This window comes from Yoonia sp. KMU-150 (assembly GCF_056858355.1).
The window spans coordinates 1,316,703-1,329,603 of the sequence record NZ_JBXEQF010000001.1 but is presented as its reverse complement, the minus strand read 5'-3'; the positions used below and the strand labels follow the sequence as shown (position 1 = coordinate 1,329,603).

The 12,901-nt window shown below is 64.0% G+C and carries 11 protein-coding genes; 1 reads left to right on the top strand and 10 read right to left on the bottom strand.

Features of this window, described 5'->3' with window-relative positions; genetic code table 11:
• Window positions 1-195 precede the first annotated feature (195 nt).
• Window positions 196-1,761 carry a tetratricopeptide repeat-containing sulfotransferase family protein gene (locus tag AC04PH_RS06460; protein ID WP_483064921.1) on the top strand — a complete coding sequence of 522 codons (1,566 nt, stop codon included), beginning with the start codon at window positions 196-198 and terminating at the stop codon, window positions 1,759-1,761.
• On the opposite strand, the gene AC04PH_RS06455 is transcribed toward AC04PH_RS06460, so the two are convergent.
• The 10 genes from AC04PH_RS06455 to AC04PH_RS06410 form a co-directional block, all read right to left on the bottom strand.
• Complete coding sequence (locus AC04PH_RS06455; protein ID WP_483064920.1) at window positions 1,739-2,152, bottom strand: secondary thiamine-phosphate synthase enzyme YjbQ; 414 nt, start codon at window positions 2,150-2,152, stop codon at window positions 1,739-1,741. The genes AC04PH_RS06460 and AC04PH_RS06455 overlap by 23 nt on opposite strands.
• A gap of 109 nt (window positions 2,153-2,261) precedes the next feature.
• Window positions 2,262-2,711, bottom strand: a complete 450-nt coding sequence (locus AC04PH_RS06450) for a hypothetical protein (protein WP_483064919.1) — start codon at window positions 2,709-2,711, stop codon at window positions 2,262-2,264.
• A 57-nt stretch (window positions 2,712-2,768) separates the two neighbouring features.
• Window positions 2,769-3,050 (bottom strand): HlyU family transcriptional regulator, encoded by a 282-nt coding sequence (locus AC04PH_RS06445; protein WP_483064918.1) that lies wholly within the window; start codon window positions 3,048-3,050, stop codon window positions 2,769-2,771.
• Window positions 3,051-3,077: 27 nt separating this feature from the next.
• Window positions 3,078-5,060: an RNA polymerase sigma factor RpoD gene (rpoD, locus tag AC04PH_RS06440; protein WP_483064917.1), complete on the bottom strand. Its 1,983-nt coding sequence runs from the start codon at window positions 5,058-5,060 to the stop codon at window positions 3,078-3,080.
• Window positions 5,061-5,188: 128 nt separating this feature from the next.
• Window positions 5,189-7,162, bottom strand: coding sequence for a DNA primase (gene dnaG, locus AC04PH_RS06435; protein WP_483064916.1), 1,974 nt, complete (start codon window positions 7,160-7,162; stop codon window positions 5,189-5,191).
• A gap of 179 nt (window positions 7,163-7,341) precedes the next feature.
• Window positions 7,342-7,887, bottom strand: a complete 546-nt coding sequence (locus tag AC04PH_RS06430; RefSeq protein ID WP_483064915.1) for a sarcosine oxidase subunit gamma — start codon at window positions 7,885-7,887, stop codon at window positions 7,342-7,344.
• Complete coding sequence (locus AC04PH_RS06425; RefSeq protein ID WP_483064914.1) at window positions 7,880-10,801, bottom strand: sarcosine oxidase subunit alpha family protein; 2,922 nt, start codon at window positions 10,799-10,801, stop codon at window positions 7,880-7,882. The genes AC04PH_RS06430 and AC04PH_RS06425 overlap by 8 nt, the downstream gene beginning before the upstream one ends.
• Window positions 10,798-11,061: a sarcosine oxidase subunit delta gene (locus AC04PH_RS06420; protein ID WP_483064913.1), complete on the bottom strand. Its 264-nt coding sequence runs from the start codon at window positions 11,059-11,061 to the stop codon at window positions 10,798-10,800. Before AC04PH_RS06420 ends, AC04PH_RS06425 begins: the two co-directional genes overlap by 4 nt.
• A gap of 3 nt (window positions 11,062-11,064) precedes the next feature.
• The gene (locus AC04PH_RS06415; RefSeq protein WP_483064912.1) at window positions 11,065-11,556 is read right to left on the bottom strand and encodes a hypothetical protein; all 492 of its coding nucleotides are present in this window, start codon (window positions 11,554-11,556) and stop codon (window positions 11,065-11,067) included.
• Window positions 11,534-12,787 carry a sarcosine oxidase subunit beta family protein gene (locus tag AC04PH_RS06410; RefSeq protein ID WP_483064911.1) on the bottom strand — a complete coding sequence of 418 codons (1,254 nt, stop codon included), beginning with the start codon at window positions 12,785-12,787 and terminating at the stop codon, window positions 11,534-11,536. Before AC04PH_RS06410 ends, AC04PH_RS06415 begins: the two co-directional genes overlap by 23 nt.
• Window positions 12,788-12,901: the final 114 nt, after the last annotated feature.

Genomic DNA, 12,901 nt, shown 5'->3' with positions numbered 1-12,901 from the left:
TCCTCGTCTCTTGTCCTGTCGTGGGTATTGGGTCCCACTTATCCACAGACACTATAGGCATCCCGCTAGACTTTGGGTAGCCATGAAAACCGCCCCCAAGATACTGGGGCCGTCGATGTGGCGCGGCTGCCATGGCCGTTGCGGGCGATCGGCAGGCGTGATTAGTGGTGGGGTGACGCAGACAGGGGCACGATCATGTTGGACAAGGCAGACGCGCTGGCCCGCAGCGGCAAGATCGCACAGGCCGCCACCCTCTACGACGCACAACTGAAAGCCAAACCGCGTAATGTCACCGTGCTGCAGGCCGCAATCCGGTTTCACAACCGCTACAGCCGCAAATTCCGCGCCGCGGTGCCGCTGGTCCAGAGCCTCGTCGCGCTGCGCCCGAAACTGGCAGCGGCTCACGCGCTGGCAGCCGAAACCTACTGCAACTGCGCCCGCCCCTTTCTGGCCCGTCCCCATGCGGAAAAGGCGGTCGAACTGGCCCCCGACGATCCCGATTGCCTGTTCATCGCCGCCGTGACCGCCATGGCCGTCAACCGATTTGACGAGGCGATGGGCCACCTCGACACCGCGCTGACACTGCGCCCGGACCACAAGCCGTCGCGCCTGCAGCGGGGCCGCGCCCTACGTAACATGGGCGATCTGGACGCGGCCTCTGCCGTGGCCAGTGATCTGCTGACGGAAAACCCCGACGACCTGAACGCGCTTGAGCTTTACTTCGGCACGACGAAGATCACCGAAGACGATCCGCTGTTCGTCGATCTGCGCGACCGTGTCCTGCCCGCCTGCGCCCGTGCGAGCGGTGCGGTCCACGCCACGGCGCTGCACATGACGGGCAAGGCGCAGACCGATCAGGGCGACCATATCGCGGCCTTTCGCAGCTTCGCCGCCGCGAAAAGGGCCCGCCCCGCACAGCACGACGCTGGGGCCTACGCGCAATTCGTCAGCGCCCAGATCAACCGCGTCACCGCCGATGCCTTCACCGCCCCCGCCAACCCGTCGCGCCAGCCGATCCTGATCGTGGGGATGCCACGCAGCGGGTCGACGCTGCTGGAGCAGATTCTGTCGGGCCATAGCCAGATCGCGAGCGCAGGCGAAAGCCCCAGCCTGAACGTGATCGTGCAGGATATCGGCGTGCGCCGTCACGACGGGGCCGCCCTTGCGCAAGCGATCCGACATATCCCCGAAGATGCCGTGACCCGCCTCTCTGCCCGCTACCTCGCTGAAATCGCACAACCGGACGCCACGCCTCATATCATCGACAAATCCCTGCATAATTTCGAACTGCTGGGCTTTTTCGCCCGCCTGTTCCCCAAGGCCCCGATCCTGCACATGACGCGCGATCCGCTGGACACCTGCGTGTCCTGCTACATGCAGCCGCTGTCGGGCTGGCATGGCTATACCCGCGAACTGACGACGCTGGGGCGTTACTATCTGCAGTACCGGCAGCTGATGGATCACTGGGCGGCGGTTCTGCCTAATCCGATGATGACCGTATCCTACGAGGCGCTGGTGGACGATGCCGCCACGACCGCGCGACAGGTCACTGAATTCCTCGATTTGCCATGGGAAGAGGGCTGCCTGAATTTCCAGACCACGCAAAACACCAGCGCCACGCTCTCCAACTGGCAGGTGCGCCAGCCGATCCACCGCGGTGCGATCGCGCGCTGGCAAAGGTACGACACTGAAATCGGACCGCTGAAAGACGCGCTCGCGCCACTTTATCCGGACGGATTTACGGCGACAGATGCAGAATGACGTTGCGACTGTGCGGTTTGTCACGATGTTCGAAAAGGTAAATTCCCTGCCAGGTTCCCAGCAACATCCGTCCGTTTGCAACAGGAATCGACAACTGCACCGGCAACATCGCCGCCTTGATATGCGCCGGCATATCGTCCGGCCCTTCGTAGGTGTGCGTCAGATAGGCCATCGACGGGTCGGTCGTCGGTGGGACTAGCCGGGCAAAGAAATTCTGGAGATCGGTCTGCACCTCCGGGTCCGCATTTTCCTGAACCAGCAACGAGCAGGAGGTGTGCTGCACAAAGAGCGTGAGCAGCCCGCTGCCCTGCCCGTCCAGCGCATCCGCCACCTGCCGCGTGAATTCATAAAGACCGGGGCCACGTGTGGGGATCGTCAGGCGCTGCTGCATGGTTGCAGCCTACTCTGCCAAACCAGCGATCACGACCGGTTTTTCGCACGTCACGCGACCAAGCCCGGCCAAATGGTCCAGCGGAACGGCACGCTCGCGCGACCGCGAACTACCGCGACAGCAGATCGGTCCAGGGAAAGACCGCCGATCCGCGATCACACACCAGCGTCGCGATCTGCGCCTCTTTCTGGAACACGTTGATCCCGCCGGTCACCGGATCGCGTGTGTCGCCCTCTACCGCTGCCGAACGGTCGATGCTGCCGTAAACCTCGTAAGAGACACCGCCGTTGTTGAAAATGATGCTCTCGTGGATCGAGCTTCCGACGCCGGGCCATGGAAAGTACTGCAACTGTCCGACAGGCACGGTCAGCGCCAGTTCCGGCTGCCCGCCGCGCGGCCCGAAGGCATATGAGGCGACCTGCCCATCCGTGCAGGCGTCGACGGCCTTTGCCCCATCCTGAAAGGTACAGGACATGAACACGGTCTGGCCCGGTGGGCAGGCGGCAGCAAGCGGTGTGGCAAGACTGGCAACAAACAGGACCGACAGTTTCTGGCGCATCGGAACCTCCGGCGAATGCGATGATGTCGCCATCACATAGCACATTCCGCACGGCAGCTAGCGGAAAAGTGCAGCACCCTGCTCGTCGATCATCTGCTTGGCCTTGCGGACGGAGGCCGCGATCACCTCGTCTCGGTCGGCCCAGGTATCGGCGCGCACCATGTGATGTTCGCGCGTTTCGCCATCCACTTCGCCGGTGATGACCGCGCCGATGCGATAGCCACCGGGTTGTTTTTCGGGCATCGGCGTGATGCCGAAACCCTTGTAGTCCTCCGCCGGTTCGTCCGGCGTGGCATCTGCTTTCGATTTACCGCCAAAGAGGCGCGACAAAAGTGACATGGCAACCTCTTCCGGGCGCGGCCCCGGTTATTGATCCAGGAACGACCGTAGCTTACGCGACCGGCTGGGATGCTTGAGCTTGCGCAGCGCTTTCGCCTCGATCTGGCGGATGCGTTCGCGTGTCACGCTGAACTGCTGACCGACTTCTTCAAGCGTGTGATCGGTGTTCATGCCGATGCCGAAACGCATCCGCAAGACACGTTCCTCGCGCGGGGTCAGTGACGCCAGAACTCGCGTGGTGGTTTCCTTGAGGTTTTCCTGAATGGCGCTGTCCAGCGGCAGGATCGCGTTCTTGTCCTCGATGAAATCGCCAAGCTGGCTGTCTTCCTCATCGCCGATGGGCGTTTCAAGACTGATCGGCTCCTTGGCGATCTTCATCACCTTGCGGACCTTTTCCAGCGGCATCTGCAGCTTTTCGGCCAGTTCTTCCGGCGTCGGCTCGCGGCCGATCTCGTGCAGCATCTGGCGACCGGTGCGGACCAGCTTGTTGATCGTCTCGATCATATGCACCGGAATTCGGATCGTGCGGGCCTGATCGGCGATGGAGCGGGTGATCGCCTGCCGAATCCACCATGTCGCATAGGTCGAGAATTTATAGCCCCGGCGGTATTCGAATTTATCGACCGCCTTCATCAGGCCAATGTTACCTTCCTGAATAAGATCAAGGAATTGCAAGCCACGGTTTGTGTATTTCTTGGCGATGGAAATCACCAGACGCAGGTTCGCCTCGACCATCTCCTTCTTGGCCTGACGCGCCTCTTTCTCGCCTTTCTGGACCTGCTGGACGATGCGGCGGAATTCGTTGATGTCCACGCCGACATATTGGCCGACCTGCGCCATATCACCGCGCAACTCGTTGATCTTGTCTGTCGACCGCTCTATCAGCGCCTGCCAGCCGCGCCCGGACTTGCCGCCCATGTCTTCCAGCCAGTTGGGGTCAAGCTCGCGCCCGCGATAGGCGTCGATGAACTCCCGGCGGTTGATGCGCGCCTGATCCGCCAGTTTCACCATGCTGGAATCGATCTGCATGATACGGCGGTTGATCCCGTAGAGCTGGTCGATCAGCGCCTCGATGCGATTGTTGTGCAGATGCAGGGAATTCACCATCTCCACGATCTGCGACCGCAAAAGCTGGTATTCACCCTCGGATTTCTTGGAAAAGCTGTCGTCCTCGTTCAGCGTCGCGGACATGCGTGCGTCCTGCATCTCGCTCAACTCTGCGAAGTCGTGAGCGATCACCTCCAGCGTTTCCAGCACGCGCGGCTTCAGTGCGGCTTCCATCGCGGCCAGGGACATATTGGCCTGATCGTCGTCATCCTCGTCGTCGTCCTTGCTGATCGGATTGCCGTCGGCGTCAAGCTCCTGCTTTTCTTCCTTCGCCTCGCCCTTGTCCGCGCCCGCCGCCGGGGAAGTCACCGCGACGGTCTCGTCGTCGTCATCACCCAGCTGGTTGCCGAAGGTCGTCTCAAGGTCGATCACGTCGCGCAGCAGGATATCCTCTGACAGCAATTCGTCGCGCCAGATGGTGATCGCCTGAAACGTCAACGGGCTTTCGCACAGCCCCAGGATCATCGTGTTGCGTCCGGCCTCGATCCGCTTGGCGATGGCGATCTCGCCCTCGCGGCTCAGCAGTTCGACGCTGCCCATCTCGCGCAGATACATGCGCACGGGGTCGTCGGTGCGGTCCAGCTTTTCGTTGTCGGACCCGGCCAGCGTGATCTCGCGATTGCCGCCGGTCGTGGTGAGTTCCTTGGAGGTGTTGTCCTCGACCTCCTCGCTTTCCTCTTCCTCGGTGACCTGGATGCCCATTTCCGACAGCATCGACATCACGTCCTCGATCTGGTCGGAGGACACCTGATCGGGGGGTAGCACCGCATTCAACTGATCGTAGGTGATATAGCCACGCTCGCGCGCGTCGGCGATCATCTTCTTGACGGCGGCCTGGCTCATGTCGAGCGAGGCATCGTCCTGATCGCTGTCCTTACGGTCATCGTTGTCTTTGGCGGCCATAAAATGATCCTTCGGCTGTGCCCGGCCACGGCCAGACTGATTCGGATGATTCGCGTGAAACCGAATCAATCCCTCCAACGGATGATTCGCAACCACTTGAGCGTTGTTTTGTGCGGTCTGTTGCAGGACTAGCCGCCCTGATCCGCACCGTTCTTCTTCACATTGATCCGCCTGAGCATGTCCTCGAATGCCCCGCGCTCGTCCTTGTTCAGCTTGGCGCCGTTCTCTGCCGTCTCGAAATCGACGGTATCGTCACGCTCCCGTCTGACGGATGTATCTATGGCGGCGGCGGCTTTTGCCAAGCGCCAGGTCACACTTTCGTCCGCGACCGGGTCCTGCGTGTCTTCCATGCCGTCACTGACCTCGCGGTCATAGGTGCGGCGCGCGTTCAGACGGGTCAGCTCCTGGCTCAGGCACAGACGCGCGATTTCGATGTCACCGGCACGCAGAACCGTCGGTGTGATGGCGACGTGGGTATGTGCCCGCAGCTTTTCAAGTGGGTCACGGCCAAGGGCTGCAGACACGTCTGCCGACAGGGTCGCGCTGTGGATATGGTGCAGGATCGCGTCGCGCAGGGCGGCGTGGTCGGGGTCGCGGCAGTCCATGCGTTCAAGCCCCGCCTCGAACTCTTCGGCCACGGCGGGGGTGGACAGGACGGTCGCCAGGATGACCGCCTCGCGCAGGTGATCCTCGCTGGCCGCCCCCGCCCCGAGAGCGGATTGTTTGTTGCTGGGCACCGGCGACAGGCTGCGCTGCCAGGGTTGCTGATTGCGGGCCCAGGGCTGCCGGGTGCCACCGGCCCGTGTCGCGGCCTGACGGCGCGGATTGAACAAGGCCCAGCGCATTTCCTTGATCGCGGCACCGTAGTGATTGCGGATCGACGGGTCTGCGATCAGCTTGATCTTTTCGCGCAATGTCTTGTCCAGCGCCGCCTTGCGCTCCGGGCTGTCGAACGTCTTGCCCGCCGTCTCGCGCTGCCACAAAAGCTGCACCATCGGGATCGCCTGATCCAGCAGGTCCTGCATCGCCGCAGCCCCCTTGGCGCGCAGCAGATCGTCCGGGTCCATGCCCTCGGGCATCAGCGCGAACCGCAGCGATTGCCCCGCCTCCAGCAGCGGCAGCGCGATGTCGATCACCCGCATCGCCGCGCGCAGACCCGCCGTATCCCCGTCCAGCGCGATGATCGGCTCGGGCGCGATCCGCCACAGCAGCCGCAGCTGATCCTCGGTGATCGCAGTGCCCAACGGGGCCACCGTTGCGCCGAACCCGGCCTCGGACAGGGCGATCACGTCCATGTAGCCTTCGGCCACGATCAGCGGCTTGCCCTTGCCTGCCGCCTCGCGCGCCTGCTGGTGGTTGTAAAGACTGCGCCCCTTGTCGAAGAGCGGGGTTTCGGGCGAGTTGAGATACTTCGCCCGCGCATCCGCCGCCATCGCGCGGCCGCCAAGCCCGATGGCGCGGCCGCGCGCGTCGCGGATCGGAAAGATGATGCGCCCGCGGAACCGGTCATAGGGGCTGCCGCCACGGTCGCTTTCGGCGGCAAGTCCCGCCTCGATCACCAGCTTCGGATCGACGCCCTTGCCCGTCAGATGCGCCATGATCCCGCCGTTGTCCGGCGCGTAACCGATGTCCCAGCGCGCCTGCGCCTCCGGCCCCAGCCCGCGGGTTTCCAGATAATCGCGCGCGGCCCCGGCGGCGGCGGTCTGCAACTGCAACCTGTGCCACTGCACCGCCTGCTCCATCACATCGGCGAGCAGCGTCCGCCTGTCGGCCTTCTCCTGTGCCTGCGGATCGCGGGCGGGCATCGTCATCCCCGCCTCGCCGGCCAGAATCTGCACCGCCTCCATGAAGCCCACGTTCTCGGTCTCACGCACAAAGGTGATCGCGTCACCCTTCGCGTGGCATCCGAAACAGTAGTAGAATCCCTTGCGGTCATCGACGTGGAAGCTGGCGGATTTTTCCTGATGGAACGGGCATGACGCCCAGAGATCGCCCTTGCCCTGATTGGATTTGCGCGGGTCCCACATGACCTTGCGGCCCACCACCTGTCCCAAAGACAGGCGGGTGCGCAATTCGTCCAGAAATCCGGGGGGCAAGCTCATACGCGCATTATCCGCCCCCGACGCCCGAGAGTCGAGATCATCCGAACAGCACCAAACCGATCTTCCGTGGGCACGCAGCGCCGCGCCTACGCATCACTTTGCCCCAAATACTCAAAAAGGCGGGGGCGGCGCAGCCGCCCCCGCCCCGGGCGACGTGCAACGCACGGCGCAAACCCTTGTCAGCCCAGTGCATCCCGCGCCGCGACCCCGCGCATCGCCGTATCAAGCTCGTGCACCAGCGTGCCTGCCATGGACCGCATCGCCATGATCTCGAAACCCTCTGCCACCCGCGTGACGCTCACCGTCATGTGTCCCAGCAAGGTCCGCGCCGTGGCCCCTTCGGGGAAGTACGCGGGTCGCAGGTCGACCGGCACCAGCCGTGCCAGCACATCCACCGCCGCATCGCCGGTCAGCCGCACGATGGCCCAGCTGTCCGACTGATCGGTCAGGGCGGCGCCTTTGATGCGCACAGGCTGCGGCCCGCAGACCAGCGCCATGCCCATCCCGGCCCAGATCGCGCGTGCCTCACCGCTCGCCACCGTCGTGTTGGGCGCGGGAAACGCGACCCCGACCGCCTTTTCCAGCGCCGCAGAAACGGCATCGTCCTGCCCGGCCAGCGGGGCCACGCTGGTGATGTGCGGATAGGTCACCTCTTCCAGCCGCACCCCGCCATGGATCATCGGCAACAGGTCCGCGCAGGCGGTTTTTGCAATCAGTTCAACCACGCACGCGCCCTCCATCCGGGTCGAAAAATACCGGGTCGCAGACCGTCACCCGCGCGTCGACCCCGCGCAGATGATCCCGCAGCACGATCTCCTCGCCGTGCCGGTCCCGACCGCGCACCAGAAAGCCGAGGGCAATATGGCTGTCCAGCGTCGGCGACCAGCAGACAGAGGACACGTGCCCGTGACTGTTCTCTCTGGTATGGTCGGCCTGTGCGGCGAACAAATGCGCCCCCGCCGTCAGCGCGGTCTCCGCGTCGACGGCCCGCAGCCCGACCAGTTGCGCCCGCTCCGGTGCGTTCAGGCCCGGCCTGCGTCCGGCGCCTTGCCCGATGCAGTCCTTCTTGCCGCTGACCATGCCCGCCATCCCCAGATCGAAGGCCGTGACCCGGCCGTCCATTTCGGCATGGGTCAGGAACCCCTTCTCGATGCGCAGCACGTTCAGCGCCTCCATCCCGTAGGCCCCGCCGCCCAGCGCCTCGGCCTGCGCTACAAGTAACCGGAACAGGCTGTCGCCATAGCGCGACGGCACCGCCAGCTCATAGGCCAGTTCACCCGAGAACGAGATGCGAAACAGACGTCCGGCAACGCCCAGAACGTCGACATCGCGGCAGCCCATGAACGGCAACTCGCCAGGCCCGATATCCGAAAGCCCCAGCCCTGCCAGCAGCGCGCGGGATTGCGGCCCGGCGACGGCGAACTGCGCCCATTGCTCGGTGACGGATACGAGCTGCACGTCCCAATCCGGGCGCAGGCCCTGCCGCACGAATTCCAGATGCTTCATCACGTTGCCCGCCGCAGCGGTCGTGGTCGTCATGACATAATGGTCCGGCGCGATGCAGGCCGTCGTGCCGTCGTCCATCACCGTGCCGTCCTCGCGCAGCATGAGGCCATAGCGCACCTTGCCAGGTTTCAACGTCGAGAACGTGTTAGCATAGACGAAGTCCAGAAAAGCACCAGCGTCCGGCCCCTGAATGTCGATCTTGCCCAGGGTTGACACGTCGCAGATGCCGACCGCATCGCGGACATAGCCGACCTCGCGGTTGCAACTGTCCAGCCATGTCGTCTCGCCGGGGTGCGGGAAATAGCTCGGCCGATACCACAGCCCTGCCTCGATCATCGGCGCGCCCCGCGCGACCGTCGCCGCATGCGACGTGGTCTTGCGTTCTGGTGCAAAGCCTTTGCCCTGCGATCCCGCGCCCATCGCGGCGATCGGCACCGGCACGAACGGTGGGCGATAAGTCGTCGTGCCGGTTTCGGGGATACCCCGCCCGGTCACGTCCGCCAGCACCGCAAGTGCCGCCACGTTGGAAGATTTCCCCTGATCCGGCGCCATGCCTTGCGTGGTGTAGCGTTTCATATGCTCGACCGAGCGGAAGTTCTCCTGCGCGGCCAGCGTGATGTCCTTCACATGCACGTCGTTCTGGAAATCCAGCCACTTGCGCCCGTCGCCATCGACCATCCAGAGCGGAGAAATCGCATAGGGCGTGGTATCGGCAGTGGGCAGATTGTGCTTCTTCGTTTTCACACCAATTGATTTTAGAGCATTTTCAGTAAGTTGCACCGCGTCCTTCATGCAGTCATGTGTGTCGAACACGCCGTTGCAGGCCCCGGCGGCGGAGAGCCCCGGCACCGCGTTATCGACAGGCACGAAAGATGCAATCTTTTCATTCCATTGCGGTCTGCCGTTCATGTGACAGGTGAGGTGCACGGTCGGGTTCCAGCCACCAGAGACAGCCAGACAGTCCGCCGCGATAACCCGATCTTCACCCTTGTGGCGCACGGTCACGGACGTCAGACCATGCCGCCCCCTTGTCTGAACGACGACCCCGCCCGCGATCACCGGGAAATCGCCCGCGACTTCGGTATCGGGGCGGCTGTCGACCAGCGCCGCCACGGTCACGCCCGCCGCCGCGAGGTCCAGCGCCGTCCGGTGTGCATCGTCGTTGTTGCCGAACACGACCACCTTTTCGCCCGGGGCCACGCCCCAGCGGTTCACGTAGGCACGCACCGCGCCAGCCATCATGATGCCGGGGCGGTCGTTGTTCGGGAAAGCGATCGGCCGCTCCAGCGCACCGGCGCAAAGCACCGCGCGCTTCGCCGCGATCCGCCAGAAGCAGTTGCGCGGCAGATCGGGCCTGCGCGGCAGATGTTCCGCCACCTGTTCCAGCGCGCCGAAGGTACCCTGATCATATGCCCCGGTCACGGTGGTGCGGGTCATCAAGCGCACGTTGGGCATGGCGCGCAGGGTGTCGACGGTCGTCGCGACCCAATCGGCGGCAGGCGCGCCGTCGATCTTTTCACGCTCCACCAGCAGCCGCCCGCCCATGGCGGCGTCTTCCTCGCATAGGATCACGTCCGCCCCGGCGCGGCCCGCCACCAGCGCCGCGGTCAGGCCCGCCGGGCCGCTGCCGATCACCAGCACATCGCAGAATGCGAACGCCTTTTCATATGCGTCGGTATTGTGCTGCCCGCTGAGCGCACCCAGCCCTGCCGCACGCCGGATCGCGGGTTCGTAGAGTTTTTCCCAGAACCCGCGCGGCCACATGAATGTCTTGTAGTAGAACCCGGCCCCCAGAAACGGTGCTGCGGCATCGTTCACGGCCATGACGTCGTGTTTCAGGCTCGGCCACGCGTTCTGGCTGAAAGCCTGCAACCCTTCGAACACCTCCTGCGTCGTCGCGCGGATGTTCGGTTCCGCCTCTGCCCCGGTGCCGATGGTGACCAGCGCGTTCTGTTCCTCCGACCCTGCGGTCATGATGCCGCGTGGCCGGTGGTATTTGAACGACCGCGCGACGAGTTTGACGCCATTCGCAATCAGTGCAGCGGCAAGCGTTTCGCCCGGCACGGCGGTGAACGCCTTGCCGTCGAAAGTGAAATTGACGCTGGCATCACGGTCACGCCCGGCGATCCTCATGACGCGACCTCTTTGGCGAGTTTTGTCGCCTCTATGGCGTGGGTCACGGTGTTGCGCGTCACGACGATCCACGCGCCGCAACCCGCCTCGTGCTGCCAGAGGTCGCGGGTGGTGCCCGCCGGGTTGTCGCGGTTGTGCAGATAGTCGTCCCATGCAGCGAGGTCCGCGTCCGCCGCCGGACGCGACAGCGCCACCGCATCGCCCTTGTAGTAGAATTCGCGGCGGTCCCTTTCACCGCAGATCGGGCAAGTGATCCGCATCGCTCAGCGCATCCCTTCGCAAACGGACATCGGCGCGGCGTTCAGACGGTAGGACACCTCCTGCCCCGAAACCTCTGCCAGATCGGCACGCCCGCCGCAGCCTTCGGTATCGCCGACCGTGAGGTAGTTGGTGCGCAGGACGAGCAAATCCTTGCTCTGGCGGGGGATTTCGAAATAGCCGCCGTCGCAGTCGACCGAACAGGTCGGAAATTGCGCCGCGACATAACAGGTCAATCCCTGCGTCAGTTGCTGACCGGCCACCGCCGTGCCTGCGACGTGGCCCTGATGCGACATTTGCACATCGAGAGAGGCGAAGACTTCATCGAAGCCCGCATCCTCGAAAATGAGCAGTCGCATCTTCGAGACGACCTGCGCGGGGTTCGCCGCCAGATGGGCATCGCTGTAGGTCCGTTCATAGCAGCCCGGATCGGGCATTTCCGCATGGGCTGTCGTCGCCAGACACAGCGCCAGACTAGTGAAGATTATGTTGCGCACCGGTTCCCTCCTCATCCATCAAACCACGCCCCGTGGCGAAACGGTCCAGCCGGTAGCGCGCGGCGGGCGCGTGGTGTTCGCCCGTCGCCATCAGATGCGCGAAGCTGTAGCCCGACCCCGGCACCGCCTTGAACCCGCCGTAGCACCAGCCGCAATTCAGAAAGAGCCCCTCTGTCGGGGTCTTGTCGATGATCGGGCTGCCGTCGGGCGTCATGTCCATGATCCCGCCCCAGGAGCGCAGCACCCGCGCCTTGCCGATCATCGGCATCAGCGTCATGGCGGCATCCATCACGTGCTCCTTCATCGGCAGGTTGCCGCGCGCGGCGTAGGAGGCGTAAAAATCCAGATCGCCGCCGAACACGAGGCCACCCTTGTCGGATTGGCTGATATAGAAATGCCCCATGCCAAAGCTGACCACGTGGTCGATTATCGGCTTCAGCCCTTCGGTGACGAAAGCCTGCAAAACGTGGCTTTCCACCGGCAGGCGCATCCCGGCCATCGCGGCGACCTGGCCGGAGCGTCCGGCGACGACCATGCCGACCTTGCCCGCCTTGATCGCGCCGCGTGTCGTCTGCACGCCGGTGACGCGGCCATTTTCGATGTCGATGCCCGTGACCTCGCAATTCTGGATCAGGTCGACGCCGCGGCTGTCAGCGCCGCGGGCATAGCCCCAAGCGACCGCATCGTGGCGCGCGGTGCCGCCGCGCGGGTGGTAGAGCCCGCCATAGATCGGAAAGCGGGTGTTTTCGAAATCCAGATAGGGCAGATGATCGCGCACACCGTCCCGGTCCAGCAGTATCGCGTCATCGCCTTGGTTGATCATCGCGTTGCCGCGCCGCACGAAGGCGTCGCGCTGCCCGTCGGAATGGAACAGGTTGATGATACCGCGCTGCGAATGCATGACGTTGTAGTTCAGGTCCTGTTCCATCGTTTCCCAGAGCTTCAGGGAATGGGAGTAGAATTCAGAGTTACCGGGCAGAAAGTAGTTCGCACGCACGATGGTGGTGTTGCGCCCGACGTTGCCGCCGCCCAGATAGCCTTTTTCCAGCACGGCGATGTTCGTCATGCCATGGTTTTTGGCCAGGTGATAGGCTGTCGAAAGGCCGTGCCCGCCGCCGCCGATGATGATCGCGTCGTACTGCGGTTTGGGATCGGGGTCGCGCCAGGCCGGTGTCCAGCCTTTCTGGCCGAACAGCCCTTCCTTGATCACTCTGAAGCCGGAATACCGCATCTGCCCGCTTTCGCCCGCCCGAATCTGCCCTGTCCAGACAATACTATGCCGTGTCGCGGTGGCAGGACATCCCCGACACGCGATGTCGCTTACGGGCGTTCCCGCGGACAGACC

Coding starts and splice junctions, on each gene's coding strand:
- AC04PH_RS06460 (WP_483064921.1), top strand. CDS start 196: ATGTTGGACAAGGCAGACGCGCTGGCCCGCAGCGGCAAGATCGCACAG.
- AC04PH_RS06455 (WP_483064920.1), bottom strand. CDS start 2,152: ATGCAGCAGCGCCTGACGATCCCCACACGTGGCCCCGGTCTTTATGAA.
- AC04PH_RS06450 (WP_483064919.1), bottom strand. CDS start 2,711: ATGCGCCAGAAACTGTCGGTCCTGTTTGTTGCCAGTCTTGCCACACCG.
- AC04PH_RS06445 (WP_483064918.1), bottom strand. CDS start 3,050: ATGTCACTTTTGTCGCGCCTCTTTGGCGGTAAATCGAAAGCAGATGCC.
- rpoD (WP_483064917.1), bottom strand. CDS start 5,060: ATGGCCGCCAAAGACAACGATGACCGTAAGGACAGCGATCAGGACGAT.
- dnaG (WP_483064916.1), bottom strand. CDS start 7,162: ATGAGCTTGCCCCCCGGATTTCTGGACGAATTGCGCACCCGCCTGTCT.
- AC04PH_RS06425 (WP_483064914.1), bottom strand. CDS start 10,801: ATGAGGATCGCCGGGCGTGACCGTGATGCCAGCGTCAATTTCACTTTC.
- AC04PH_RS06420 (WP_483064913.1), bottom strand. CDS start 11,061: ATGCGGATCACTTGCCCGATCTGCGGTGAAAGGGACCGCCGCGAATTC.
- AC04PH_RS06410 (WP_483064911.1), bottom strand. CDS start 12,787: ATGCGGTATTCCGGCTTCAGAGTGATCAAGGAAGGGCTGTTCGGCCAG.